21 protein-coding genes and 1 pseudogene are annotated in these 24,397 nt (G+C 63.8%); 9 read left to right on the top strand and 13 right to left on the bottom strand.

From position 1 onward, the window contains the following. Window position 1 precedes the first annotated feature (1 nt). The gene (locus ASC48_RS18095; RefSeq protein ID WP_055457080.1) at window positions 2–1,141 is read right to left on the bottom strand and encodes a CobW family GTP-binding protein; all 1,140 of its coding nucleotides are present in this window, start codon (window positions 1,139–1,141) and stop codon (window positions 2–4) included. A gap of 225 nt (window positions 1,142–1,366) precedes the next feature. Between ASC48_RS18095 and ASC48_RS18090 the strand changes: the two genes are divergently transcribed. The 4 genes from ASC48_RS18090 to ASC48_RS18075 all read left to right on the top strand — a co-directional run bounded on the left by ASC48_RS18090 (window position 1,367) and on the right by ASC48_RS18075 (window position 6,243). After that, on the top strand, window positions 1,367–2,512 hold the full coding sequence (locus ASC48_RS18090; protein ID WP_055457079.1) for an ROK family transcriptional regulator: 1,146 nt from the start codon (window positions 1,367–1,369) through the stop codon (window positions 2,510–2,512). A gap of 210 nt (window positions 2,513–2,722) precedes the next feature. Continuing rightward, a complete protein-coding gene (locus ASC48_RS18085) occupies window positions 2,723–3,676 on the top strand; it encodes a TAXI family TRAP transporter solute-binding subunit (RefSeq protein WP_082440184.1) in 954 nt (317 codons plus the stop codon). 102 nt (window positions 3,677–3,778) lie between these two features. Further along, on the top strand, window positions 3,779–5,890 hold the full coding sequence (locus ASC48_RS18080) for a TRAP transporter permease (protein WP_055457078.1): 2,112 nt from the start codon (window positions 3,779–3,781) through the stop codon (window positions 5,888–5,890). After that, the gene (locus tag ASC48_RS18075; RefSeq protein WP_055457077.1) at window positions 5,887–6,243 is read left to right on the top strand and encodes a DUF1850 domain-containing protein; all 357 of its coding nucleotides are present in this window, start codon (window positions 5,887–5,889) and stop codon (window positions 6,241–6,243) included. The genes ASC48_RS18080 and ASC48_RS18075 overlap by 4 nt, the downstream gene beginning before the upstream one ends. 21 nt (window positions 6,244–6,264) lie before the next feature. On the opposite strand, the gene iolB is transcribed toward ASC48_RS18075, so the two are convergent. The 10 genes from iolB to ASC48_RS18025 all read right to left on the bottom strand — a co-directional run bounded on the left by iolB (window position 6,265) and on the right by ASC48_RS18025 (window position 17,166). Then, entirely contained in the window at window positions 6,265–7,077 is an 813-nt protein-coding gene (gene iolB / locus ASC48_RS18070; RefSeq protein WP_055457076.1) for a 5-deoxy-glucuronate isomerase, read from the bottom strand. Then, complete coding sequence (locus ASC48_RS18065; RefSeq protein WP_055457096.1) at window positions 7,074–7,280, bottom strand: hypothetical protein; 207 nt, start codon at window positions 7,278–7,280, stop codon at window positions 7,074–7,076. The genes iolB and ASC48_RS18065 overlap by 4 nt, the downstream gene beginning before the upstream one ends. Window positions 7,281–7,623: 343 nt before the next feature. After that, on the bottom strand, window positions 7,624–8,526 hold the full coding sequence (gene iolE / locus ASC48_RS18060; RefSeq protein ID WP_055457075.1) for a myo-inosose-2 dehydratase: 903 nt from the start codon (window positions 8,524–8,526) through the stop codon (window positions 7,624–7,626). Window positions 8,527–8,529: 3 nt separating this feature from the next. Beyond that, entirely contained in the window at window positions 8,530–10,356 is a 1,827-nt protein-coding gene (gene iolD / locus ASC48_RS18055) for a 3D-(3,5/4)-trihydroxycyclohexane-1,2-dione acylhydrolase (decyclizing) (RefSeq protein ID WP_055457074.1), read from the bottom strand. After that, on the bottom strand, window positions 10,353–12,263 hold the full coding sequence (locus ASC48_RS18050; protein WP_055457073.1) for a bifunctional 5-dehydro-2-deoxygluconokinase/5-dehydro-2-deoxyphosphogluconate aldolase: 1,911 nt from the start codon (window positions 12,261–12,263) through the stop codon (window positions 10,353–10,355). The genes iolD and ASC48_RS18050 overlap by 4 nt, the downstream gene beginning before the upstream one ends. Window positions 12,264–12,276: 13 nt before the next feature. Further along, a complete protein-coding gene (gene iolG / locus ASC48_RS18045) occupies window positions 12,277–13,281 on the bottom strand; it encodes an inositol 2-dehydrogenase (RefSeq protein WP_055457072.1) in 1,005 nt (334 codons plus the stop codon). A gap of 31 nt (window positions 13,282–13,312) precedes the next feature. Next, a complete protein-coding gene (locus ASC48_RS18040; RefSeq protein WP_055457071.1) occupies window positions 13,313–14,092 on the bottom strand; it encodes an ATP-binding cassette domain-containing protein in 780 nt (259 codons plus the stop codon). Further along, a complete protein-coding gene (locus ASC48_RS18035) occupies window positions 14,092–15,189 on the bottom strand; it encodes an ABC transporter permease (protein ID WP_055457070.1) in 1,098 nt (365 codons plus the stop codon). Before ASC48_RS18035 ends, ASC48_RS18040 begins: the two co-directional genes overlap by 1 nt. Before the next feature lie 96 nt (window positions 15,190–15,285). Further along, entirely contained in the window at window positions 15,286–16,227 is a 942-nt protein-coding gene (locus ASC48_RS18030) for a sugar ABC transporter substrate-binding protein (protein ID WP_055457095.1), read from the bottom strand. 117 nt (window positions 16,228–16,344) lie between these two features. Continuing rightward, the gene (locus ASC48_RS18025) at window positions 16,345–17,166 is read right to left on the bottom strand and encodes a MurR/RpiR family transcriptional regulator (RefSeq protein WP_055457069.1); all 822 of its coding nucleotides are present in this window, start codon (window positions 17,164–17,166) and stop codon (window positions 16,345–16,347) included. 98 nt (window positions 17,167–17,264) lie between these two features. Between ASC48_RS18025 and ASC48_RS18020 the strand changes: the two genes are divergently transcribed. Continuing rightward, window positions 17,265–18,380 (top strand): Gfo/Idh/MocA family protein, encoded by a 1,116-nt coding sequence (locus tag ASC48_RS18020; RefSeq protein WP_055457068.1) that lies wholly within the window; start codon window positions 17,265–17,267, stop codon window positions 18,378–18,380. Window positions 18,381–18,558: 178 nt separating this feature from the next. Here ASC48_RS18020 and ASC48_RS18015 read toward each other — a convergent pair whose 3' ends face one another. Then, window positions 18,559–19,731, bottom strand: a complete 1,173-nt coding sequence (locus ASC48_RS18015) for a Gfo/Idh/MocA family protein (protein WP_055457067.1) — start codon at window positions 19,729–19,731, stop codon at window positions 18,559–18,561. A gap of 14 nt (window positions 19,732–19,745) precedes the next feature. Then, window positions 19,746–20,816, bottom strand: coding sequence for a sugar phosphate isomerase/epimerase family protein (locus ASC48_RS18010; RefSeq protein WP_055457094.1), 1,071 nt, complete (start codon window positions 20,814–20,816; stop codon window positions 19,746–19,748). Window positions 20,817–21,085: 269 nt separating this feature from the next. Here ASC48_RS18010 and ASC48_RS18005 point away from each other — a divergent pair, with 269 nt between their 5' ends. The 4 genes and pseudogenes from ASC48_RS18005 to ASC48_RS17990 all read left to right on the top strand — a co-directional run. Further along, entirely contained in the window at window positions 21,086–22,105 is a 1,020-nt protein-coding gene (locus tag ASC48_RS18005; RefSeq protein WP_055457066.1) for a LacI family DNA-binding transcriptional regulator, read from the top strand. Window positions 22,106–22,354: 249 nt separating this feature from the next. Continuing rightward, entirely contained in the window at window positions 22,355–23,587 is a 1,233-nt protein-coding gene (locus tag ASC48_RS18000; RefSeq protein WP_244270107.1) for an ABC transporter substrate-binding protein, read from the top strand. A 110-nt stretch (window positions 23,588–23,697) separates the two neighbouring features. Then, complete coding sequence (locus ASC48_RS17995; RefSeq protein ID WP_244270106.1) at window positions 23,698–24,051, top strand: hypothetical protein; 354 nt, start codon at window positions 23,698–23,700, stop codon at window positions 24,049–24,051. 60 nt (window positions 24,052–24,111) lie between these two features. After that, window positions 24,112–24,381, top strand: a pseudogene (locus ASC48_RS17990) (transposase); the annotation flags it as partial. Window positions 24,382–24,397 lie beyond the last annotated feature (16 nt).

Here is a 24,397-nt window from a genome sequence, read left to right as displayed (position 1 = left end):
GTCAGGCGTCCCGTGTTGGTTTGGGCCCCAGCCCGATTGCATTGCGCAGTCGCTCCATGGCCGAGGGACGGCCGACGAGCACCGCTTCAAACAACTCACGGACGGGCTTTTCCTCCAGCTCATCCGTGATGAAGACGAGCCGCCCGCGGCGGTCTTCGCTCGGCCAGGCCTCCAGCCGCACGGCCGGAAACACCGCATGCTGCACCGCATGGATGACCAGCGGCTTGTCCGGCGCATCTTCCAGCGCGATCAGCCCCTTGACGCGCAGGAGGCGCGGCCCGGCTGCCTTGACCAGCACATCCATGAAGCGCCTGTAATTGGCCTCGGCAAAGGGGGTATCGGAGGTCAGCACGAAGCTGTTCACCCGCGCGGCGTGGCGGGAAAGGCCGCTCTTGCCATGCGCATGGCCGCCTTCGGCGCTGACCGCCTGATCCATGGCGAGCCACCCCAGCACATCCTCGCCAAGGCTGGCCGGCTGATAGTTGCGCGGCACGAACAGGCTGCCGGGATCAACACCCTCCCCGTGCCGGTCGATGAGTTCAGCCGCAGGGTTCAGCTGCCGCAGGCCTTCTGCCAGCAGAGCGATATCGTGTTTGCTCGCCGGATCCTGCGCCAGATCCGTCTTGGTCAGCACGATCCGGTCGGCAAAGGCCACCTGCTTGGCCGCTTCGAAATGGTTCTCCAGCGTGATTTCGCCGGTGATGATGTCTACCGTGGTGACGACACCTGCGAGCACGAAGTGCCGCGCCACCACATGATCACGCAGCCCCATGGCAGGCATGGCCCCGGCCACCAGCTGGTTGACCAGCGGTGCGGGATCGGCAAGGCCGGTGGTTTCGATGATGACGCGGGAGAACGGGCCGACATCACCGCTCTCCACCGCTTCATACAGCTCATAAAGGGTTGCGCGCACATCGGCCCCGGCGGTGCAGCACAGGCAGCCGGTGGAGGTGCGCATCAGCTCACCCCGGCCCACCCGGACCAGATCATGGTCAATCGGCACCTCGCCGAATTCGTTGATGATGACCGCCGTGTCCTGCCCGTTCTCCCGGGTCAGCAACTCCTGCAAGAGCGTGGATTTGCCTGAGCCCAGAAAGCCGGTGAGGACGATGACGGGGATTTTCTGCGTGATCTTTGGCATTCCGTCCCCAATTCCTCGCACCGGCGGCTGCACTTTATCCTGTCCTGCCTTGAGGCAATCGGCCAAGAACCCGGTTAGAGATAAGCATCTGGAACGTGCTGGCAAGCGCGCGCGACGGCGTTACATTATTACATGCGTTCCAGCGCTGCAAGACGGTCAGGCGCTTGACAACAAGGAAGCGCAGGAATTTAGTTCGTCAGCCTGACGAACTAAAAAGCACCTAATATGTCACCACTCCCGCAACATCCGGCCACGCATCACGCCGTGTTCCGGCAGCTTCTCTCGGATGGCCCCATGTCCCGGGCTGAACTGGCGCGCCGCTGCGGCTTGTCGAAACAGACGCTGACGCTCATCTGCCGGGCGCTGGAGACCGCAGGCCTCATCTGCCAGACCGGCGAGACCGAAGGTCATATCGGGCGGCGCGCCTGCGTTTTCGCGCCCATTGCGGACGCAGCCTGCTGCGCCGTGGTGGATCTGGGCGGCACCAAGGTGGCGGTTGCGCTCTCAACCCTCGCCGGCAAGCTTCTGCCCGGCATGACGGAGCCAACGGATGGGCGGGGCGGCCAGCACGTCATCACCCAGATCGCCCGCCTGTGCCGGGAAGCGGCTGCGGCTGCAGGGCTTGACTGGAGCCGGGTGCGCCATGCCGTGATCGGTGTGCCCGGCGCACCGGACCTCACGACCGGCCGGGTGATGATGGCCCCCAACATTCCGGCCTTCGATACATTCGACGTGCGTACCGCCTTTGCCGAAGCGCTTGGGTGCAGCGTGCAACTGGAAAATGACGTGAACCTCTCCGCCGAAGGCGAGCGGTGGGCATTGTCCGCCGCCGCTCCTGTTCTGGACATGGCCTATGTCTCCATCGGTACCGGCATCGGCTGCGGCCTCATCTGCGATGGCCGTCTCTTGCGCGGCGCCGCGCATGCGGCCGGAGAAATCGCCTTCCTGCCCTTCGGCGCTGATCCGTTCGACCCGCACTCGCGGGACTGCGGTGCGCTGGAGCAGGAAGCAGGCTCGCACGGCATGCGCCGCCGCTACCATGCGCTGAGCGGTGAAGACATCACCGTGCCGGAGATTTTCGCCCGGGCAGAACAAGGCGATGCCGCCGCCGAAGCCGTTCTGGACGAAACGGCCCGGCTGGCCGCCCGCGCCATCGCCGCCCTTGCCGCCATCACCAACCCCGCCCTTGTGGTGCTGGGCGGCTCGATCGGCGCAAGGCCGGATTTCATCGCCCGCGTCAGCATGCTTCTGCCGCTGTGTCATCCGGCTCCGCCGGAAATCCGCCGCTCGCAGCTCGGCGGCGTCGCCCCGCTGACAGGCGCCGCAAGGCTGGGCCTTCCCCGGCTGATCGAGACAGCCCTCGGCGGCTGAGCAACGCACCTCGTTCCACAGGCACCCTCCCCCGGATGGTCTCGGTATAAACACGGTTGCTCTTGCGCCGTTTCCCCCGCTACGTTTGCTGCCGGTAAGGCTCACGGGAGGAGACCTTGTGCCCGTGTGGCCATGAGCCAGAAGGCAGTTTCGGCCCCAGCCGCGCTGCATGCCGGACGAAAAGACCGGAACCAAAAGGGAGGCATATTCATGAACCTGATCAAGCGTTCGCTTGGCGCTGCTGCCATCGCTGCCACCGCCATGGGCGTTGCCATGGCCCCGGCCAAGGCCGAATTCATCAACGTGCTCACGGGCGGCACATCCGGCGTCTACTATCCGCTGGGCGTTGCCCTGTCGAAAATCTATGGCGACAAGATCGAAGGCGCCCGCCCGCAGGTGCAGGCCACCAAGGCCTCGGTCGAAAACCTCAATCTGCTGCAGCAGGGCAAGGGCGAGATCGGCTTTGCCCTCGGTGATTCCGTCAAGCTCGCCTGGGAAGGCGATGCCGAGGCCGGTTTCAAGGCGCCCCTGACCAAGCTGCGCGGCATTGCCGCCATCTATCCGAACTACATCCAGATCGTTGCCTCCAAGGACAGCGGCATCACCGATCTGGCCGGTCTGAAGGGCAAGAGCCTGTCCGTAGGTGCAGCCAAGTCCGGCACCGAGCTGAACGCCCGCGCCATCTTTGCCGCCGCAGGCATGGGCTACTCGGATCTGTCCAAGACAGAATACCTGCCCTTCGCCGAGTCCGTGGAACTGATGAAGAACCGCCAGCTCGACGCCACCCTGCAGTCCGCAGGCCTTGGCGTTGCCTCGCTGAAGGACCTTGCCACCTCGGTTCCGGTCAACATGGTGGCCGTCCCGGAAGACGTGGTCGCAAAACTGGGTGCCCCCTATATCGCCGCCACCATTCCGGCAGGCACCTATGACGGCCAGAGCGCCGATGTGCCGACGGTCGCGGTCGTCAACTTCCTCATCACCCATGAGGATGTCCCGGAAGAGACCGCCTACCAGATGACCAAGCAGCTGTTCGAAAATCTGCCGGAAATGGTCGCTGCCCATGCGGCTGCCAAGGCCATCAGCCTCGACAAGGCGCTGACCGGCATGCCCGTTCCGCTGCATCCGGGTGCAGAGCGCTTCTACAAGGAAAAGGGCCTGATGTAAGGCCCCGGCTGACGGGGGAGCGCAGCATCTGCGCTCCCTTTCGTTCTTATTGCCCCTTTATCCCGTTGCCTTAACGCCCCTCCGCGAAAGTTCGAGCCGCGCATGAGCACAGCCCCATCACCGCAGACACAGGTTCCCCCCCCTCAGGAAGACCCGCATGGTGCCGGTTTTCAGGAAGGCTTCGAGGGCCGCCTGCTGTTCTGGATCGCCTTTGCCTTTTCCGCCTTCCAGATCGCCACGGCCGCCCATGTGATCGACCTGCCGAGCCAGATCGTGCGCGCTGTCCATGTCGGCTTTCTCGGCCTGCTCACCTTTCCCCTGATCGCCGCCGCCCGGCACGACAAGCTGCCGGTGCGCGTTCTGGCCTGGCTCATGGCTTTTGCGGCAGTGTCCGTCGCGGCCTATCAGTGGTGGGACTATACGGACCTTCTGATCCGTTCCGGTGACCCGCTGCCGCGGGATCTGGTCATGGGTGTCATCGCGCTTGTGACGGTATTTGCCGCCGCCTGGGCCATGATGGGGCTGGCGCTGCCCATCATTGCAGGGCTGTTTCTCGCCTACTGCCTCTTCGGCCAGTATCTGCCCGCGCCGCTGGACCATCGCGGCTATGACTTTGCGCAGGTTGTCGAGCACATGACCTATGGCACGGAAGGCATCTACGGCATTCCGGTCTATGTCAGCTCCAGCTTCATCTTCCTGTTCATCCTCTTCGGCTCCTTCCTGGAGCGGGCCGGGATGATCAAGCTTTTCACCGATGTCAGCCTCGGCCTCGTCGGCCATGCCACGGGCGGGGCCGCCAAGGTGTCGGTCATTTCCTCCGGGCTGATGGGCACGATTTCCGGCTCGGGCGTTGCCAATGTGGTCACCACCGGCCAGTTCACCATTCCCCTGATGAAGCGCTTCGGCTACCGCCCGGCCTTTGCCGGTGGTGTGGAGGCCACCTCCTCCATGGGCGGTCAGATCATGCCGCCGGTCATGGGTGCGGTGGCCTTCATCATGGCCGAAACGCTGGGCGTCGAATATTACGAGGTGGTGCAGGCGGCCCTCATTCCTGCCGTGCTCTATTTCGCCTCTGCCTTCTGGATGGTGCATCTGGAAGCGGGCAAGCGGAACCTGCGCGGCCTGCCGAAGGACGAACTGCCCTCCGCCGTGAAGGCGCTGAAGGAAGGCTGGTTCCTGCTGCTGCCGCTCGGCGTGCTGGTCTATCTCCTCTTCGGCGGCTACACGCCGCTGTTTGCCGGTACCATTGGTCTGGGACTGACCGTCCTGCTGATCCTCGGCGGCTCCGTTGCCCTCGGCCTGCCGCAGGGTGTCATCCGCACGATTTTCTGGATCGGCCTCGGGCTGACGGGGGCTGCCTTCTTCTCCCTCGGCATCAAGGTGCTGCTGATCGCGATCTCGGCGCTCATTCTCCTCAACATCTTCACCAAGGGCGGGCGCAACACGCTGGCCCTGTGCCGCGACAGCCTTGGAGAAGGCGCCCGCACCGCCCTGCCCGTCGGCGTCGCCTGTGCCCTCGTCGGCATCATCATCGGCACCATGACGCTGACGGGTGCAGCCACCACCTTCGGCCAGTTCATTGTCAGCGTCGGCCAGAACAGCCTGTTCCTCTCGCTGCTTCTGACGATGATCACCTGCATCGTGCTGGGCATGGGTATCCCGACCATCCCGAACTACATCATCACCTCGTCCATCGCAGGCCCTGCCCTGCTGGAACTCGGCGTGCCGCTGATCGTCAGCCACATGTTCGTGTTCTATTTCGGCATCCTCGCCGACCTCACCCCGCCCGTGGCGCTCGCCTGCTTTGCCGCAAGCCCCATTGCCAAGGAAAGCGGGCTGAAGATCTCCTTCGAGGCGGTGAAGGTGGCGGCAGCCGGGTTCGTCATCCCCTTCATGGCCGTCTATACCCCGGCCCTGATGCTGCAGGATGGCGGGGCGCTGGCAGAAAGCATCGGCTATGTCCCGGCGGTGGTCTACATCGTCCTCAAGGTCGCCATCGCCATCAGCCTGTGGGGCGCAGCCGTCATCGGCTGGCTCGGCGTGCCGCTGCCCCTGTGGATGCGCGCACTTGCCATGGCTTCCGCCTTCACGCTGGTGGCGGCCCTGCCGGTCACGGATGAAGTGGGACTGGGGCTCTTCGCCCTCTTCGCCTTCCTCGTCTGGAGGGCCAACATGGCGGCAGGCAACAAGGCCACCCCGAACGCAGGCGCATGAGCGCCTGCCTTCTGGCCGGAGCGCTGACGCTCAGCCTCTCCGGCCCCTTCACGCTGGAATGGACCCACTCCGTCGAGAAAACGCAGTGGCAGGAAACCTGGGTGGTGACGCAGGACGGCCTCAAACTTCAGGAGGCCCGTGTGCGCGGCTCGGGCGCGGGCATGGAACCGGGCGATGGCGCCCGGCTTCAGGACGGCTGGTGGATCTGGACACCCACCCTGCCACCGCAACCGGAACTCCTGCTCGCCGCCTCCGGCGCCACCGTCTCCGGCTGGACCCTCTGCGCAGACGGCACCTGCCACGTGATCGGGGCAGATGCGTCGGAACCGGTCAGAATTGCGCCGTGTGAGTAGGAGCGGCTGCCCCCCTATTCCTCACTTCACCATGTCGCGCTGGTAGATCCAGTCGTGGTCCGGGTGGTTCTTGAAGCGCCACTTGCGCAAGGGGCCGGCCATGACGTTGAGATAATACATCTCGTAGCCATAGGGCGAGCCGCAGGGATGGTGGCCCTTGGGGACCAGAACCACGTCGTGGTTGGAAACGGCCATCGTTTCGTCGAGGGAGCCGTCTTCGGTGAAGACACGCTGGATGCCGAAGCCCTGCGCCGGATTGAGCCGGTGGTAATAGGTCTCTTCCAGATAGGTCATGTCCGGATAGTTGTCCTCGTCATGCCGGTGCGGCGGATAGGACGACCAGTGGCCGGAGGGGGTGAAGACTTCCGTCACCAGCAGGCTGCCGGCCACATCCCGCCCTTCCATGGCGATGTTGTGGATGTAGCGGGTGTTGGTGCCCTGCCCGCGCTGATCGAGCTGGATGCCATCCGGCCCCAGCACCTGCGCTTCATGAGTGCCCTTGCCCGGTGCCGAGCAGACGGCCAGCGTCAGGTCCGTGGTGGCGGTGGCGGACCAGTCCGACTGGTCCGGCACATAGAGACAGGCGGGCGGCAGGCGCTCAAACACGTCCATGCGCAGGCCCATCGCGCCGAAGTCCTTGCCCGATGCGGAAAGACGGGCCTTGCCCTCGACCAGCACAAGAATGACTTCACGTCCGCCGGTCGCTTCGCCAACAGTCTCGCCCGCCTTCAGGCGGTAAAGATCAAATCCCACATAGCCCCAGCCGGCGCTTTCCGGCGTGATGGCGTGGGTCTTGCCGTGGGTGCCTTGCGGCTTTCTCAGAAGCTTGCTCATGCCGTTCCGTCTCCGCCCTGTTGCGGCTTGTAGGTGATGATCAGAGCCCACGCGGCATAGACCGCAATGGCTGTGAAGAACAGCGCCCAGCCCGTGGAGCCGTTCCAGTATTCAAACCCGGCCCAACCAGCCGTGACAACGACAATGGCAATACGCCGCCACAGCGGACCATAGAAGGAATGGGTCGGGTCGATAATCTTCATCAAGGTCTCTTTGCTGCCTGGGATCAGGGGAAAGCGGGTGCGCCGAGGGTAGCAGATGTCCGGGGCCTGTGCTGAAACATATCCCGTCCGGAGCTTCATGCCATGTTTCCCTCGCTCTGCCTTTTGCCGCAGCACCCCTCTCCCCCCTTTTACTGCATGCACACATCGTACCTGAAGCCGAAGGTAACTTCGGTGAAAGTCTGAAGCCTGATCACTCAGGCGGGGCCTCTCCGCTCCCCCTTGGGGGGGGGGGGGGGGGGGGGGGGGCGGAGAGGCCCTGCCATAGATCAAACGCATCACTGCGGGCAATCCCCGGACCTGATATGTAGATCCGCCCCCTCCATCACCTTCCCTTGTCGAGACCAGCCTCGCGGGCAAAGCTGCGCAGGGCGTTGAAGCCCATGCTCTGGTATTCGAAAGGATTGCGCACGCTCGGGTCCTGCTCGGCCTCGATGACGAGCCAGCCTTCGTAGCCCTGTGCCGCTGCGCTCTTCAGCACGGGCAGGAAATCCACGCCGCCTTCCGCATCGCCCGGAACGGTGAAGACACCGCGGCGCACGCCTTCGAGGAAGGAGAGGTTTTCCTCACGCACCTGACGCATGATGTCCGGGCGCACGTTCTTGGCATGGATATGGCGCACCCGTGCCATGTGACGCTCGGCCACGGCTGCCGGATTGCCGCCGCCGAAATAGCAGTGGCCCGTGTCGAACAGCAGCTTGGTGGCCGGTCCCGTGTGCTGCATGAACAGATCGATTTCCGCCTCGCTCTCCACCACCGTGCCCATGTGGTGGTGATAGACCAGCGTGATGCCCTGCTCTGCCGCAAAGGCCGCCAGCGCCTCGACGCCCCGGCCAAAGTCAGCCCACTCGGAGGCGGCCAGCACCGGCTTGTTGTTCACCGGCACGCCGTCATTGCCATGAATGGCATTGGAGGTTTCGCAGGTGATGATCACCTTCGAGCCGACCGCCTTCAGCAGGTCGAGGAAGGGCTGCATCGCGGCCTTCTCGTCCTCGATGGAGTTGGTCAGAAGGTTCAGCGAATGCCAGCCGGAGATATACTTCAGGCCGCGCCCGCCCAGTTCCCTGGCGATGCCTTCCGGCGTCGCGGGCAGCTTGTGCCCCTTCTCGATACCGTCGAAACCGATCTTGGCGGCTTCGTCGAGGCACTGCTCAAGCGGAATATGGGCGCCGAGGGTCTGGTCGTCGTCGTTGGACCAGGCAATGGGGTTGGTGCCGTAGAGGATCATGGTTCAGTTTCTTTCCTGAAGCGAACGTTCGTAGGACTCGCGCGCCGCCCGCACTTCGGCACGGGCGGAAACTTCCGGCACCGCCACATCCCACCAGTGGCCGCCATGGGGCGTGGAGGGGTAGGGATCGGTGTCGATGACCACCACAAACGGGCCGCTCGCCGTCTTCGCTTCGGCAAGAGCTGCCTCAAGTTCGGCGATAGACCCAGCCTTCACCGCCTTCGCCCCCATGGCGCCTGCATGGGCGACGAAGTCGATATGGCTGGGGTTGGTGTGGTTGGTGTGGTCGAGAAGGTTGTTGAACTCGGCCCCACCGGTGCCCATCTGCAGCCGGTTGATGCAGCCGTAGCCCCGGTTGTCAGTGATGACGACGGTGATCTTCTGGCCCAGCATCACGGCGCTGGCGAGTTCGGAATTCATCATCATGTAGCTGCCGTCACCGACCATGCAGATGACATCGCGCTCCGGCTCCGCCATCTTGATGCCCAGCGCCCCGGCGATTTCGTAGCCCATGCAGGAGAAGCCGTATTCCATGTGATAGGACATCGGGCGGCTCGCCTTCCAGAGTTTGTGGAGTTCGCCCGGCATGGTGCCGGCGGCGCACATCACCACCGTATCAGGACCAGCGGCACGCTGCACGGCGCCGATGACCTGCTGATCCGTGGGCAGGCCGTTTGCATCCGCTTCCGGAGCAGCCGTCAGCGGATCGACCTTGGCGAACCAGTCCGCCTTGAGGCTTGCGGCAATGGCCGGGCCCTTGTGGGCACCCAGCTGCGCCGACAGCTCGCCAAGGCAAACGCGGGCATCGCCCTGCAACGGCACTGCGCCATGCTTCATGGCGTCATAGGCCGCAACGTTGATGGAGACGAGCTTGCGCGCCGGATTGCGGAACAGGCCCCAGGAGCCGGTGGTGAAATCCTGAAAGCGCGTGCCAACGCCAATGACGAGATCGGCATCCTTCGCGGTGCTGTTGGCGCTTTCCGATCCGGTAACACCGACGGGCCCAAGGTTGAGCGGATGATCCCACGGCAAGGCCGACTTGCCCGCCTGGCTTTCCACCACCGGAATCTGATGCGCCTCGGCAAAGGCCTTCAGCGCTTCCGTGGCGCCGGAATAATGCACGCCGCCGCCTGCGATCAGCACTGGCTTCTTCGCGGCGCGGATCAGGGCCGCCACTTCGGCCAGTTCCGCCTCGTCCGGGCGCTGGCGGCGCTGGCGCCAGACACGCGGGGCGAAGAACTCTTCCGGCCAGTCATAGGCTTCCGCCTGCACATCCTGACAGAAAGCCAGCGTCACCGGGCCGCAATCGGCCGGATCGGTCATCACCGCCATGGCGCGCGGCAGGGCCGTCAGCAGCTGTTCGGGCCGCATGATGCGGTCGAAATAGCGCGAGACTGGGCGGAAGCAGTCGTTGGCGCTGATGGTGCCGTCGCCGAAATCCTCAATCTGCTGCAGCACCGGGTCCGGCCCGCGATTGGCGAAGACATCGCCCGGCACGAACAGCACCGGCAGGCGGTTGACATGGGCGAGCGCTGCCGCCGTCACCATGTTGGTGGCACCGGGGCCGATGGAAGAAGTCACTGCCATGGCACGGCGGCGGCCAAGCTGCTTGGCATAGGCGATGGCCGCATGGGCCATACCCTGCTCGTTGTGGCCGCGCCACGTGGGCAGCGTATCGCGCACACCGTACAGCGCTTCACCAATGCCGGCCACATTGCCATGGCCGAAGATGGCCCAGACCCCGGCAATGAAGGGCACACCGTCTTCGGTCATCTGGCTGGAAAGCCAGCGCACCATGGCCTGGGCGGCGGTCAGTCTTACCTTGCTCATGCCGCAACTCCCGTTGAACCGCGTGCCGCATCCCAAGTGGCGGACAGGCGGGCGAATTTTCCGGCCATCTGCGCGATGGCCTCAGCATCCGTCATCGTTCCGGCAAGCCAGCCGCGTGCCGCCTCGCTGTAGATGGTGCGCCCCACGGCAAAGCCCTTGACCAGATCATGCTGCGCCGCCGTGGCAAAGCAGGCCGCAAGCTCGTCTTCCGGCGCATCAAGACCCAGCACCACGATGCCGCGCACACGCGGATCATAGGCCTTGATCATGTCACAGGTGCGCTTCCAGGCGGCATCCGAGCGCATTGGCTCCAGCTTCCACCAGTCCGGATAGATCCCGAGCTTGTAGAAACGTTCGATGATGCGGGCGGTCGTGTCATCATCCACCGGGCCAACCTTGGAAGGGATGACCTCGAGCAGGAATTCCAGCCGGTTGCGGCGGGCAGCAGCAAACAGGCGCTGGATCACGGCTTCCTGCTCGGCCCACATCCCCGCGTCATCCTCCGGGTGGCAGAAACAGAGCACCTTGACCACATGCTCCAGCGGCCATTCGGTGAGCCCGCCATAATCCGGCCCCAACTCCGGCTCCAGCGTCAGCGGACGCGAGCCGGGCCACTCGACCGGACGGCCAATCCACAGCCCCTTGCCGGCCGCTTGATACAGCGCATCGCGGCCCAGGCGGCTGTCACACAGAAGACCGTACCCGGTCTTGCCGGCGGCCACTTCTTCCACGGCAGCAAGGCAGAGCTTCTTGAAGGCGCCGATCTTCTCCGGCGTTGCCCCCGGCAGCTCTTCCATCTGGCGGCGGTGGTCGAAGGCAAAGACATGCATCGACGGCCAGTCATAGGAGCGGTTGGTAGACCAGTGCACCTGTTCCAGTTCCGCATCCTTGCGCAGCGCAGGCGTGACGACACCGCGCTTCAGGAAGAACTGCAGCTCCTCCCACGACGGATAGGCCGGCGTGCAGCCGTGGCGCGACACGGCAAAGGCACCGCAGGCATTGGCATAGGTCAGCGCACGCGGCCAGGTCTCACCGTCGAGCCAGCCCTTCAGCAGACCCGCCATGAAGCCGTCGCCCGCGCCCAGCACGTTGAACACCTCGATGGGGAAGCCAGGCCCCGCCTCGCCTTCATCCAGCGTATCGGGAATGGCCCCGGCAAAGGCAGCTGCGCCCATGGGGCCGCGCTTGCAGATCAGCGTGGCCCCCGTCAGCGCCCGCACAGCACGAAGCGCCTCGATGGTGTTGGTGGAGCCGCCTGCAATATGGAACTCTTCTTCCGTGCCGACGATCAGGTCGAACAGCGGCAGGTGCTGCTGCAGGCGGGCCGTCACCTTGGCCGAAGCGATGAAGCGGTTTTCGCCATCGCCATGGCCGGACAGGCCCCAGAGGTTGGGGCGGTAATCAATGTCGAGCGCCGTCTGGCCGCCGCTTTCGCGGGCAAGGCGCAGGGCCTTCAGAACGGCAGCTTCAGTGCGCGGATGGGACAGGTGCGTGCCTGTGGCCACAATAGCCCTTGCGCTGGCGATGAAGGCGGGGTCGATGTCGTCCTCGCAGATCGCCATGTCCGCGCAGTTCTCACGGTAGAAAATCAGCGGGAACTGCTTGTCGTCACGGATGCCCAGCAGCACGAGGGCGGTGAGGCGTTCCGGGTCGGTCTTCACGCCCGTCACATCCACGCCCTCGCGCACCAGCTGTTCGCGGATGAAGCGGCCCATGTGCTCATCCCCCACGCGGGTGATGAGGCCAGCCTTGAGGCCAAGCCGCGCGGAACCGGCGGCAATGTTGGTTGGCGAGCCTCCGATATATTTCTGGAAGCTGCCCATATCCTCGAGACGGCCACCCACCTGGGAGCCATAGAGATCGACCGAGGACCGGCCGATGGTGATGAGATCGAGGGTCTTGCTCATCCGCGTTGGTCCTTCAGCCCGTGATTTCCGAGAGGCGCACGGCCCGCCCTTCCGCAACCGACTTCAACGCCGCTTCCGCCAGAGCCAGTGCCTTCAGCCCGTCCTCGCCCGTGGTCGGCGGCACGGTTTTGTCCGTCACGGCCTTGATGAAGGCGGTGATTTCAGCGGCATAGGCTGCCGTGTAGCGGGTCATGAAGAAGTCGAGCAGTGGCGGCTTGTGATAGCCGCTGGCATCAGCCACCTCGATGTTGGCTTCGCGCAGATTCTCAGCAGCCACCATGCCCTTGGCCCCCAGCACCTCGATGCGCTGGTCATAGCCATAGACCGCGCGGCGGGTGTTGGTGATGATCGCCTGACGGCCCGACGCGGTGCGCAGGATGATGTTGACGCTGTCAAAATCCCCGCGCTTGCCGATTTCCGGATCGACCAGAACGGAAGCAGAGGCCATCACCGTTTCCACTTCCTCGCCCAGCAGCCAGCGGGCCACGTCGAAGTCATGGATGGTCATGTCGCGGAAGATGCCGCCCGACCGGGAGATATACTCATACGGAGGGGGCGAAGGATCGCGGGAGGTGATCGTCACCATCTCCACATCGCCAATGCGGCCGCTGTCGATGGTGGCCTTGAGCGCGGCGAAATGCGGATCGAAGCGGCGGTTGAAGCCGACCATCAGCGTGGCGCCGGTTTCCTTCACCGTCTTCAGGCAGTCCTTGACGCGCTGGACGTTCAGATCCACCGGCTTCTCGCAGAAGATGCCCTTGCCGGCGCGGGCAAAGCGCTCGATCAGGTCAGCGTGGGTGTCTGTCGGAGTGCAGATGATGACCGCATCCACATCCTTTGCCGCTTCAATCTCGCCGATGGTGCGGATGGAGCAGCCATGCTCCGCCGCCAGCGACTGAGCCGCCGCAGCGACGGGATCGGCCACGGCAATCAGCGTGGCTCCTTCCGTCGCAGCGATCGCCTTGGCATGGACGCGGCCAATCCGCCCTGCCCCCAATACTGCGAAACGCATTGTCATGTCGGTCTTTCCTAAATTAACCCGCAACACCTTAGATCGTGCCGCCGAGCGAACCCTCTAGTTCAGCCAGTTCCTTGCCCCCTGCCATGAGGTCCTGCAATTCTTCCGGCTTGATTTCCCCGCGTTTTGCGGTGCCCAGCGTCTTGCCGCGGTTCAGCACGGTGAACCGGTCCCCCACCGCCATGGCATGGCGCACATTGTGGGTGATGAAGACGACACCAATCCCGCGCTTGCGCACCTTGTCGATGGTTGCCAGTACGTTGGAGGTCTGACGCACACCGAGCGCGGACGTCGGCTCGTCGAGGATCAGCACCTTCGCGCCGAAATAAACCGCACGGGCGATGGCCACCGTCTGGCGCTCGCCGCCCGAAAGCGTGCCGACCGCCTGTTCCGGCTCGCGCAGGTGAATGCCCATGTTGGCCATTTCCTCCAGAGTCACCCGGTTGGCCTTTTCGAAATCGATGAAGCGGAACGGGCCGAACTTCTTCTCCGGCTCGCGGCCCATCCAGAAATTCCGGGTGACCGACATCAGCGGGATCATCGCCAGATCCTGATAGACCGTGGCAATGCCTGCGCCCATCGCGTCACGCGGGCTGTTGAAGGCCGTAGCCCTGCCATCCACCAGGATCTCGCCCTTGGTCGGCTTGTGCACGCCAGCCATGGTCTTGATGAAGGTGGACTTGCCGGCGCCATTGTCGCCCAGCAGGCAGTGACATTCTCCGGCCTTCACGTCGAAGCTGACGCCTGCCAGCGCGATCACGGGACCGAAATGCTTTTCGATGTTGCGCAGTTCGATGAGCGGGGCGGACATCAGCGTTCTCCCGTGATCATGCGTCGGATGTAGGTGTTGAGGATCACGGCGAGGATCAGGATCGTGCCGAGGAACACCCGGAAGAGCGAGCTTTCAGCGCCCGAGAAGAACAGACCCTGCTGCACCACACCGAAGATGATGGCGCCCAGCGCCGCGCCGATGACCGAGCCATAGCCGCCGGTGAGCAGCGCCCCGCCGATGACCACGCAGATGATCGCCTCGAACTCCTTCAACAGGCCACGGTCTGCCGCCGCCGAGCCGAATTCGATCACCTGGCAGGTGGCAAACACGGTGGCGCAGAAGGCGGTGAACATGAACATCAGTACCTTCACACGGTTGACCGGCACGCCCACATAGCGGGCCGCCTGCGCATCTCCGCCGGAGGCAAAAATCCAGTTGCCGAACTTGGTGCGGGTGAGAAGGATGTGACCGAAGGCGACCAGAACCATCGCCCAGACCACCAGCATCGGCACGCCTTCAACCACTGGCAGCCCGGCCTTGGGACCGGCCACGAACTTGCCAACAAGGCCGAGATCCGCGAACCAGACGAAGAGATCCTTCAGAATGACGCCGCCGAAGAGGAAGGCGAGCCAGTCGTTTGCGGCCAGTTCCTTGACGCCGCCGATGATGGTCTGACGGGTGGTAAGGATCGACAGCCAGATGGTGAGGCCACGCAGAATGTAGAGGAAGGCGAGCGTCACGATGAAGGATGGCAGCCCGGTCTTGATCACCAGCATGCCATTGAGCCAGCCCAGCGACACACAGATAACGAATGCAGCGATGATGGCCAGCCAGATAGGCCAGCCCATCTTGACACTGAGAATGGCGATCACGATGCCGGCAAAGCCGATCATGGAGCCGACGGAAAGATCGAATTCACCGGAGATCATCAGCAGGCAGGCGCCCACGGCGATGATGGCAAACTGGGCGGACACCACGGTCCAGTTCAAGATGCCTTCCGGCGCGAACATGCCGGAGTTGCCCGCGATCAGAAGGAAGAAAAGGAAGACCAGAACGGTGCCGGTGGTCGCACCCAGCTCGGGCCGGATCATGGCACGGCGCAGGGCCGAGACCTGCTTGATGCGCTCGTCCGTCATGAGTTGCCTCGATTTTCAGGAAACGTCAGTTGCAAGGGGCCGGGGCGCTTTCACACCGCCCCGGCCGGGGCTGGAATTTCAGCTCGAGTCAGGCGCTTAGCGGTACTGACCGGCGTATTTCTCAACCAGTTCGATGTTGTCCTTGGTGACAAAGCCGGGGCCCGAGTTGATCGAGTTGCCCGGCACGACGCCATAACGGGCGTAGTTGGTGAGGATGACGACCGGCAGGTAGCCCTGCAGATAGGGCTGCTGGTCGATGGCGAAGGCAATGGTGCCAGCCTTGATGGCATTGGCGATTTCCGGCGACAGATCAAAGGTGCCGAAGAAGATCTGGCCAGCCTTGCCCGACTGCTCCAGCGCCGCCAGAGTCGGATGCGCCGAGGTGGGGCCGAGGGCAAGGATGGCGCCCGTGTCCGGGTTGGTCTGCAGATAGGCCGAGACCTTGTTCTGGATTTCGGACGGATCCTGACCGGCGTCGATCATCTGGTTGCCGAGCTCCACGCCGAGCGCGGCAGCAAAGCCCTGGCAGCGCTCCACGGAGGCCGGGTTGGTGATGTAGTGGTTCACACACAGGAACGACTTGGCACCGGCTGCCTTGGCCTTTTCGCCCGCGCCGAAGCCTGCGTCATATTCCGGCTGGCCCACATGCAGCAGCGCGCCAAGCTTCTTGGACTGCTCGACGGTGCCGGAGTTGATGGTGATGACCGGAATGCCTTTGGCCACAGCGCTGGAAATCGGGCCGGACAGCACGTCATAGTCAGCGATGGTGACGATGATGCCATTCGGGTTGGATGCAGCCGCCTGCTCGACGATGCGGGCCATGTCGGCGAGATCACCGGTCGGCGGGTTGCGGTATTCGACGCTGACCTTCATCTGCTCGCCGGCAACGGCGATGGCATTCTTGATCGTGTTCCACCAGCTGTCACTGTCCGGCGCATGGCTGACCAGGACGAACTTTTCACCTTCGGCAGAAGCCGGAGCAGACAGGCCTGCCACGGCGATGGCCGCAGCGGCGACGGCGGTAAGCGCTTTTCTCATCATAACCTCCCAGAGTGCGGATCCGCCGGCTCCCCCCGGCGGCCACCCGGCCCGGATATGTCCGGACTTCGGGTATGGAATATTTATTCCATTTTTAAGTTTGATGCAACAGTTTTTTTATGGCGCGGCTTTTCGTCCCGCACCAACGGCCACCGCCAGCGTGATGGCAAGCGAGAGCGTCGCCGACAGCGCACGGAAGGCACCGAAGTCAACTTCCGCCACACTCAGCACTGTGGCATCCAGTTTCTGCAGCGGACTCATCACCGTGTCGGTGATGGCGATGACCGGAACCTCCTGGCTGCGGGCAAACTCCGCCAGTTCCACCGTTTCCCCGCTGTAGGGCGAGAAGGTGATGGCCACCAGCGCATCGCCCGGACGGATGGCATGGCGGTGATCCAGCTTGCCCACCCCATCATGCAAAAACGCCGGAACATCCATTTTTTCAAAGGCATATGCGAGATAGGACGCCACCGGGAAGGCACGGCGCAGACCCACGAGATGCACCATTCCAGCCCCGGAAAGGATCTTCACCGCCCTGTCCAGATTACGGCTGTCGACGCTGCTGGCGAGATTTTCCAGCGACATGCGGCCCGCATCGATGAACTCCGCCAGCAAGGCAGAGGGGCTGCCAGCACCGCTTTCCCGCAGGTTTCTGAGCCGTGTCGCGTAGTCCGGCCAGCCCTGCGCATAAGCATCGCGGAACAGGCGCTGCATCTCCGAATAGCCGGAAAAACCGAGGATCTTGCAGAATCGCATCAGCGCCGAGGGCTGCACTCCGGCCGCCAGCGCCATCTCGGCCACCGTCGAAACCGCGATCCGGTCCGTGTTTGCCGCCAGATATTCCGCGCATTGGCGCAGGCGTTTCGGCAGGGTTTCCGCCGCCTCCAGCAGACGGGCATGGAAGGCTTCGATGTTGCGCGGGGCGGAGAGGTGCGACATTGCGGTTTGCCAGTTCGTTGATCCTGCTTGACAAAACAGGATAGCCGCAGGATGACAATAATGGAATAAAAATTCTATTTGATTTCGGGAGGAAATCAATGACCCTGGGGATTGGCCTGATCGGAACAGGCTTCATGGGCAAGGCGCATGCGCTTGCCTGGCGCAATGCCCGTGCCGTCATGGGTGATGTGCAGGACGTGCGGCTGGAGGTGCTGTGCGACACGCCGGAAGACAAGGCCGCCGCCTTCGCCAGCCAGTTCGGCTTTGCCCGTTCCACCGGAGACTGGCAGGCGCTGGTCACTGACCCGAAAGTTGATGTGGTGTCGATCACCACGCCGAACCGTTTCCACAAGGAGATGGCCATCGCCGCTCTTGAAGCGGGCAAGCACGTGTGGTGCGAGAAGCCGATGGGGCTGACGCTGACCGAAGCCGAAGAGATGGCCGAGGCCGCCGCCCGCACCGGCAAGCTGACCATGACCGGCTACAACTACACCCGCAATCCCGCCTACCGTCATGCGCAGAAGCTGGTGAGGCAAGGCCGCATTGGCCGCATCGTGCATGCGCGCGGCGCGGTGGACGAGGATTATCAGGCCGACCCGGACCTGCCCTGGACCTGGCGGGCGAAGCTGGGTGAAGCAGGTCTTGGCGCGCTGGGGGATATCGGCTGCCATCTGATCAGCCTGCTCTGCGGCATCTGCGGCCCCATCGAAAGCCTCATCGCCGACATGCAGACCGTGCATGAAACCCGCCCCCTGCCTGATGGCACCGGCCGGGGGAAGGTGGAAAACGAGGATACGGCTACGGCCATCCTGCGCTTTGCCAATGGCGCACAGGGCTCCTTTGCCGCCTCACGCTCCGCCTGGGGCCGCAAAAACCGCCTCGGCTTCGAGATCCACGGCACCAAGGGCATGATCATCTATGATCAGGAGCGGATGAACGAGCTGCAGCTCTTCGTCAACGAGGGCCCGAAGGCCGAACAGGGCTTCCGCACCATCCTCACTGGGCCGGATCACGATGGTTACGGCGCCTTCTGCCCCGCCCCCGGCCACCAGATCGGCTTCAACGACCTGAAGATCATCGAGGCCGCCGATTTCCTGCGCGCCATCGAAACCGGCACCCGTCCCTGGCCAGATTTCGCAGCGGCACTGGAATTCGAAAAGGTCATCCACGCCATCGCAGAAGCCGCCCGCAGCGGCACGCGGGTGCGTGTCTAAGATCAGCAAGAAGGCCGGAGCAACACCTGCTCCGGCCTTGCTTGGATGCGATCTTTCCGCCCCTCCCCTCTCCGTCGTCTTCCGGCCAAGCGGGGCGCGAGCCGGGATGGCGAAGGAGAGGTTTTTCCTCCAGCGTGGACTGGAACAGCAGATGTTCCGGCCCCTATTTTTCAACGGCTTACAGCTCCGTCCACACCCCGCCCGCAGAGGACGAGCGGATGCAGGCATCGATGAAGCGCAGGCCGGCAAGCCCGTCGCTGAGGCCCGGCAGATGCTCCGGCAGGGCCACCGGTCCGCCGTCGCGTGCCGTGCGGATGGCACCCGCCGCCTCTCGGTAGAGCGTGGCGAAGGCCTCCAGATAGCCTTCCGGATGGCCCGAGGGCACCCGCGTTACGGCTGCGGCCGCCGGCCCCGTGCCTGCCCCGCCGCGTGTAAGGCGGCGGCGCGGCTCGCCGAAGGGGGTGAACCACAGATGGTTCGGATTCTCCTGCTCCCACTCAAGCCCGCCCTTGTCTCCATAGACACGCAGGCGCAGGCCATTCTCGTTGCCCGGTGCAACCTGACTGGCCCAGAGCATGCCGCGCGCCCCGCCGGCAAACCGCAGCAGCACGTTGACATTGTCATCCACCCGGCGGCCCGGAACGAAGGTGCTGAGATCGGCCAGAACTTGCGAAGGGGCAAGCTGCGTCACGAAGGTGGCCAGCTGGAAGGCATGAGTACCGATGTCGCCAATGCAGCCGCCTGCGCCCGAACGGGCCGGATCGGTACGCCAGGCGGCCTGTTTCTGGCCGCTTTCCTCCACCGCCTCGGTCAGCCAGTCCTGCGGATATTCCACCTGAACCAGGCGCAAGGTGCCGAGCTCGCCACTGGCGATCATTTCCCGCGCCTGCCGCACCATGGGATAGGCGGAATAGTTATGCGTGAGCACGAACAGCCGCCCGCTGGCCTCACCCAGCTTCACCAGCTCTTCCGCATCCTCCAGCGTCGAGGTCAGCGGCTTGTCGCAGATCACGTGGATGCCAGCGTTCAGAAAGGCGCGGGCCACAGGGAAATGCAGATGGTTGGGCGTGACGATGGACACCGCCTCGATGCCGTCCGGCCTGGCCGCTTCCGCCGCCGCCATCGCGTCAAAGCTGTCATAACAGCGGGCCGGATCGACGCCCAGCTCAAGGCCGGACTGGCGTGCCCGTTCCGGATCCGAAGAGAAGGCGCCGGCCACGAGGTCAAAGTCACCATCCAGCCTCGCGGCCATGCGGTGGACGGCGCCGATGAAGCCGCCCTGCCCGCCGCCGACCATACCAAGGCGCACGCGGGCGCCTTGCCCCGCATCGCCCCTTGCTTCAATTGCCATGTTCCCGTCCTCCCTCAGCCGGCCGCAGCCGGGGCAAGGCCCAGCATCCGCCGGTTGGCAGCGTCATCCGCACCGCTGGCGGCAAAGTCGTCAAAGGCCTTTTCCGTCACCCGGATGATGTGATCCGCGATGAAGGGCGCCCCTTCGGCCGCGCCGTCTTCCGGGTGCTTGATGCAGCATTCCCATTCCAGCACGGCCCAGCCGTCATAGCCATGGGCCGTGAGGCGGGAGAAGACACCGGCGAAATCCACCTGTCCGTCGCCCAGCGAGCGGAAACGCCCGGCGCGGTTGATCCACGGCTGATAGCCGGAATAGACACCCTGCCGCCCGTCCGGATTGAACTCGGCATCCTTCACATGGAAGGCGCGGATACGCTCGTGATAGATGTCGATGAAGGCCAGATAATCGAGCTGCATCAGCACGAAATGCGAGGGGTCATAGTTGATGCAGCAGCGCGGATGGCCGCCAACGCGCTCCAGGAACATCTCGAAGCTTGCACCATCGAAGATGTCCTCGCCGGGATGAATTTCGTAGCACAGGTCAACGCCCGCCTCGTCATAGGCATCAAGGATCGGCCGCCAGCGCCGGGCCAGTTCATCAAAGGCCGTCTCGATCAAGCCCGCAGGCCGCTGCGGCCAGGGATAGACATAGGGCCAGGCCAGCGCACCGGAGAAGCTGACACTGGCATTGAGGCCGAAATGGCGCGAAGCCTTGGCCGCCTTCAGCATCTGATCCACCGCCCAGGCTTGCCTCGCAGCCGGATTGCCATGCACCGCCGCCGGGGCAAATCCATCAAATGGCGCGTCATAGGCCGGATGAACGGCCACGAGCTGGCCCTGAAGATGCGTTGCAAGCTCGGTGATCTCGACACCCGCTTCCCGGCAGATGCCGGCAACGTCCTCGCAATAACCAGCAGAGTCTGCGGCCTTGTCCAGATCGAACAGGCGGATGTCCCAGGTTGGAATCTGAACCCCGCGATAGCCGAGGCTCGCCGCCCAGGTCACCATGGACCTGAGCGAGTTGAACGGCGCCGTATCCCCGGCGAACTGGGCCAGAAACAGTCCCGGACCCTTCATCGTTTTCATGCGCACCTCCCGAGCGATGACAAAATCCCCTGGTCCGGGCTTCTCCTGCTGCGAGGAGAGGCGCCGGGTCTGGCGTGCTGGAACATGTTTCTGCATTTCATCCGGCAGGGGTAACGCGGATGCAAGCCGTGGATTATCATGCTCCAGACGGCCTACATGGCATATGTAAACCTTTTTACTGTTGATGTAAACATTTACAGACACAGCTTGGCAAGGCATAGGTCAGAGGTTGCATATAGGCTTGCATCAAGGCAGAGACAGGGAACAGCATGCAGAGCAAGACCGCCACGATCGAGGACGTTGCGCGCCTCGCCGGTGTTTCCATCGCCACCGTCAGCCGCGCATTGCACCATCCGGCGAAGGTGGCGGAGGCCACGCGCAAGAAAGTGCTGGCGGCCATCGACAGCACTGGCTTCACCGCAAACGCCATGGCGCAGAGCCTGCGGCTGAAAAGCACGCGCATGATTCTCGTCATCGTGCCTGATATCGGCAACACCTTCTTCGCCAGCATCCTGCGCGGGCTGGAGGCCGTGGCCCAGCAGCGCGGCTATGGTCTGCTCATCGGCAACAGCGAGAATGATCCAGCCATCGAGGAAACCTATGTTTCCTACCTGCGCTCGGGCAAGGTGGACGGGCTGGTGCTGCTTTCGGGCCGCCTGCCCTGGCCCGCGGGCAGCATTCCGGCCAATCCGCCGCCGATGATTTCGGTCTGCGAGGAAATCGAAATGCCCGGGCTGCCCTTCATCGGCATCGACAATCAGGCCGCGGCACGGCTCGCCACGGAACATCTGATCGCCGCCGGCCACCGCCGCATTGCCTATGTGGCAGGCCCGGCGCGCAACATCCTGACGCGCCAGCGGCAGGACGGCTATGCTGCTGCGCTAGCGGCAGCGGGCATTCCGCTCGACCCGGGCCTGCTGCTGCCCGGCGACTTTTCCATCGAAAGCGGTGTCAGGGCCGCAGCCAGCATGGATGGCATGGAGGAGCCCCCGACGGCCTTCTTCTGCGCCAATGATGAAATGGCCATCGGCGTGATTATGGAACTGACCCGGCGCGGCCTGAAGGTGCCGGAAGATGTGGCCGTAATGGGCTTTGACGATATCCAGTTCTCCAGCTGCACCACTCCGCCGCTGACCACCGTGCGCCAGCCCCGCCGCGAAATCGGCGAGGAAGCCATGGGCGTGCTGCTGGACCTGATCGAAACCGGCACCCCGCCCAGCCTTCACCGGCTCCTGCCGGTCGAACTTGTCGTACGCGGCAGCACGGGGATGCCCGCCGGCACAAGGTGAGCGCGCAAGCAGGCAGGCTCATGTAGGGGCCCCAGACCTCCATCCGCGCAGAGGCTGTCTCTGCACGAGGGCGCATCAGGGCAGCACCCGGGAAATCGGCGCTACGTCCTTCCTGCCCCGCAGCCCTCCCGGTTGCCCTCCGAAAATTTACCCTTTTCAAGCGCCGTAAGCCTGTGCTATGAATTTCAATGTAAACGATTACAAAAGATCCAAAGAGGCCATGAAATCGTTTCACTGGGAGGAGACCATATGAAAAAGTTTCGTCATGCCCTTCTGGCCACGGCGATGTGCCTGGTTATGCCCGCGGCCGGTCAGGCCGCCGAGATGAAGGCGGAAGTGCTGCATTGGTGGACATCGGGGGGAGAGTCCGAATCCATCAAGGTTTTTGCAGATTCTTTCAAGGCCAAGGGCGGTGAGTGGATTGATTCCGCCATTGCCGGCGGCCCCAATGCCCGCACTGCCGGCATCAACCGCATTGTCGGCGGCAATCCTCCGACCGTGATGCAGTTCAACACCGGCCTTCAGTTCGATGAGCTGGTCGCAACCGGCATGCTGCGCCCGATGGACGAGGTCGCGGAAGCCAACAAGTGGCGCGACGTGCTGCCGCCGGACATTGTCACCGCGACGACGCGCAATGGCAGTTTCTATGCTGTCCCGGTCAATATCCATGGCCAGAACTGGCTCTGGTACAATCCGGAAGCTCTCGCCAAGGCCGGCGTCGAACCGCCGAAGACCTTCGCCGAAGTCATTGCAGCGGGCCCCAAGCTGCGCGAGGCAGGCATCATCCCCTTCGGGCATGGCGGCCAGAACTGGCAGGACCATCTGCTGTTCGATGCCGTCCTGGTGGCGGAAGCGGGCAAGGACGTGTTCCACAAGGTCTATGCTGACCGCGATACGGAGGCCGCCAAAAGCGAAGGCTTCCGCAAGGCAGCTGAAACCTTCGCCGCCCTGCGCGCACTGACTGACGAAGGCAGCCCGGGCCGCAACTGGAACGACACCACCAGCATGGTGATCACCGGCAAGGCAGCCATGCAGGTCATGGGCGACTGGGCCAAGGGTGAATTCACGGCCGCAGGGCTTACAGCTGGCAAGGACTTCGGCTGCACAGTCATGCCCGGCGGCTATGTCATGGGCGGCGACGTCTTCGTCTTCCCCAAGGTCAGTGACAAGGGCGCCCAGGAAGCACAGGCCGTCATGGCCGCGCTGATGCTGGATCCCGAAACCCAGATCACCTTCAACATGAAAAAAGGCTCGGTTCCGGTGCGGCTGGATGTGGATGTGAGCGGCATGGACAGCTGCGCACAGACCGGCATGGCCGCCCTGAAGGATCCCGAGCAGCAGGTGCCCAGCATCAACTTCATCGCATCACCCGACCTTGTCGGCGCGACCCGCGATGTGGTGACCCAGTTCTGGAGCACCCCGTCCATGACCCCGGATGACTTCATCGCCCGGTTCATTTCCGCGATGCAATCCGCCGGCTGAACCGGCACAGGCTCCCAAGGCTCCCGGCCAGGGCTCCGGCATGTCACCCTGACACTGCCGGAGCCCATCCTCCGGAGCCGTGAACCGGAGCCCATCAAGGGGTACTCGTCATGACCATAGCTCTACCGGCCAGCCGGCCGGAACGGGTGCGCATGCGCAGGCGGCGGAATCTGGCAGCCACGCTGGCCCTCGTTCCCACGGCACTCATCGTTCTGGTGGTCTTTGTGGGCTGCCTGCTCTGGACCATCCGCCTGTCCTTCACCAGTTCCAAGCTTCTGCCTGTGCTGGACTGGGTGGGTCTGCAGCAATATTTCCGCCTCTTCGCCAACGAACGCTTCCTGCTCTCGGTCGAAAACATCGCCGTCTTCGGCCTGCTCTTCATCGCCGGCTGCCTGATCCTCGGCTTTCTGCTGGCGATTTTCATCGACCAGAATGTGCGTGGCGAGGCGGTGTTCCGCACCTGATCCACCCCCATTGAACGGGTCCACCTTGAAGTATGGTTTTGACCCTGAAGGAGGACCACAATGGCAAACAAGCGACACAAGCCCGACGAGATCGTCACGAAGCTTCGGCAGGTTGAGGTTTTGCGCGGCCAAGGCATGGCGATGGCGGATGCCGTTCGCCAGATCGGCGTTTCCGAGCTGACGTTCTACCGGTGGCGTAAGCAATATGGCGGCATGAGCCGTGACCAGCTTCGGCAGTTGAAGGATCTCCAGAAGGAGAACGAACGGCTTCGCAAGGCGGTGGCGGATCTGACGCTGGACAAGCTGATCCTGACGGAGGCTGCGCGGGGAAACTTCTGAGCCCCTC

This window comes from Pannonibacter indicus, assembly GCF_001418225.1.
Taxonomy (GTDB): Bacteria; Pseudomonadota; Alphaproteobacteria; order Rhizobiales; family Stappiaceae; genus Pannonibacter; species Pannonibacter indicus.
Note: the sequence above shows the minus strand (reverse complement) of the source record. Positions and strands in the feature narration are given on the sequence as shown.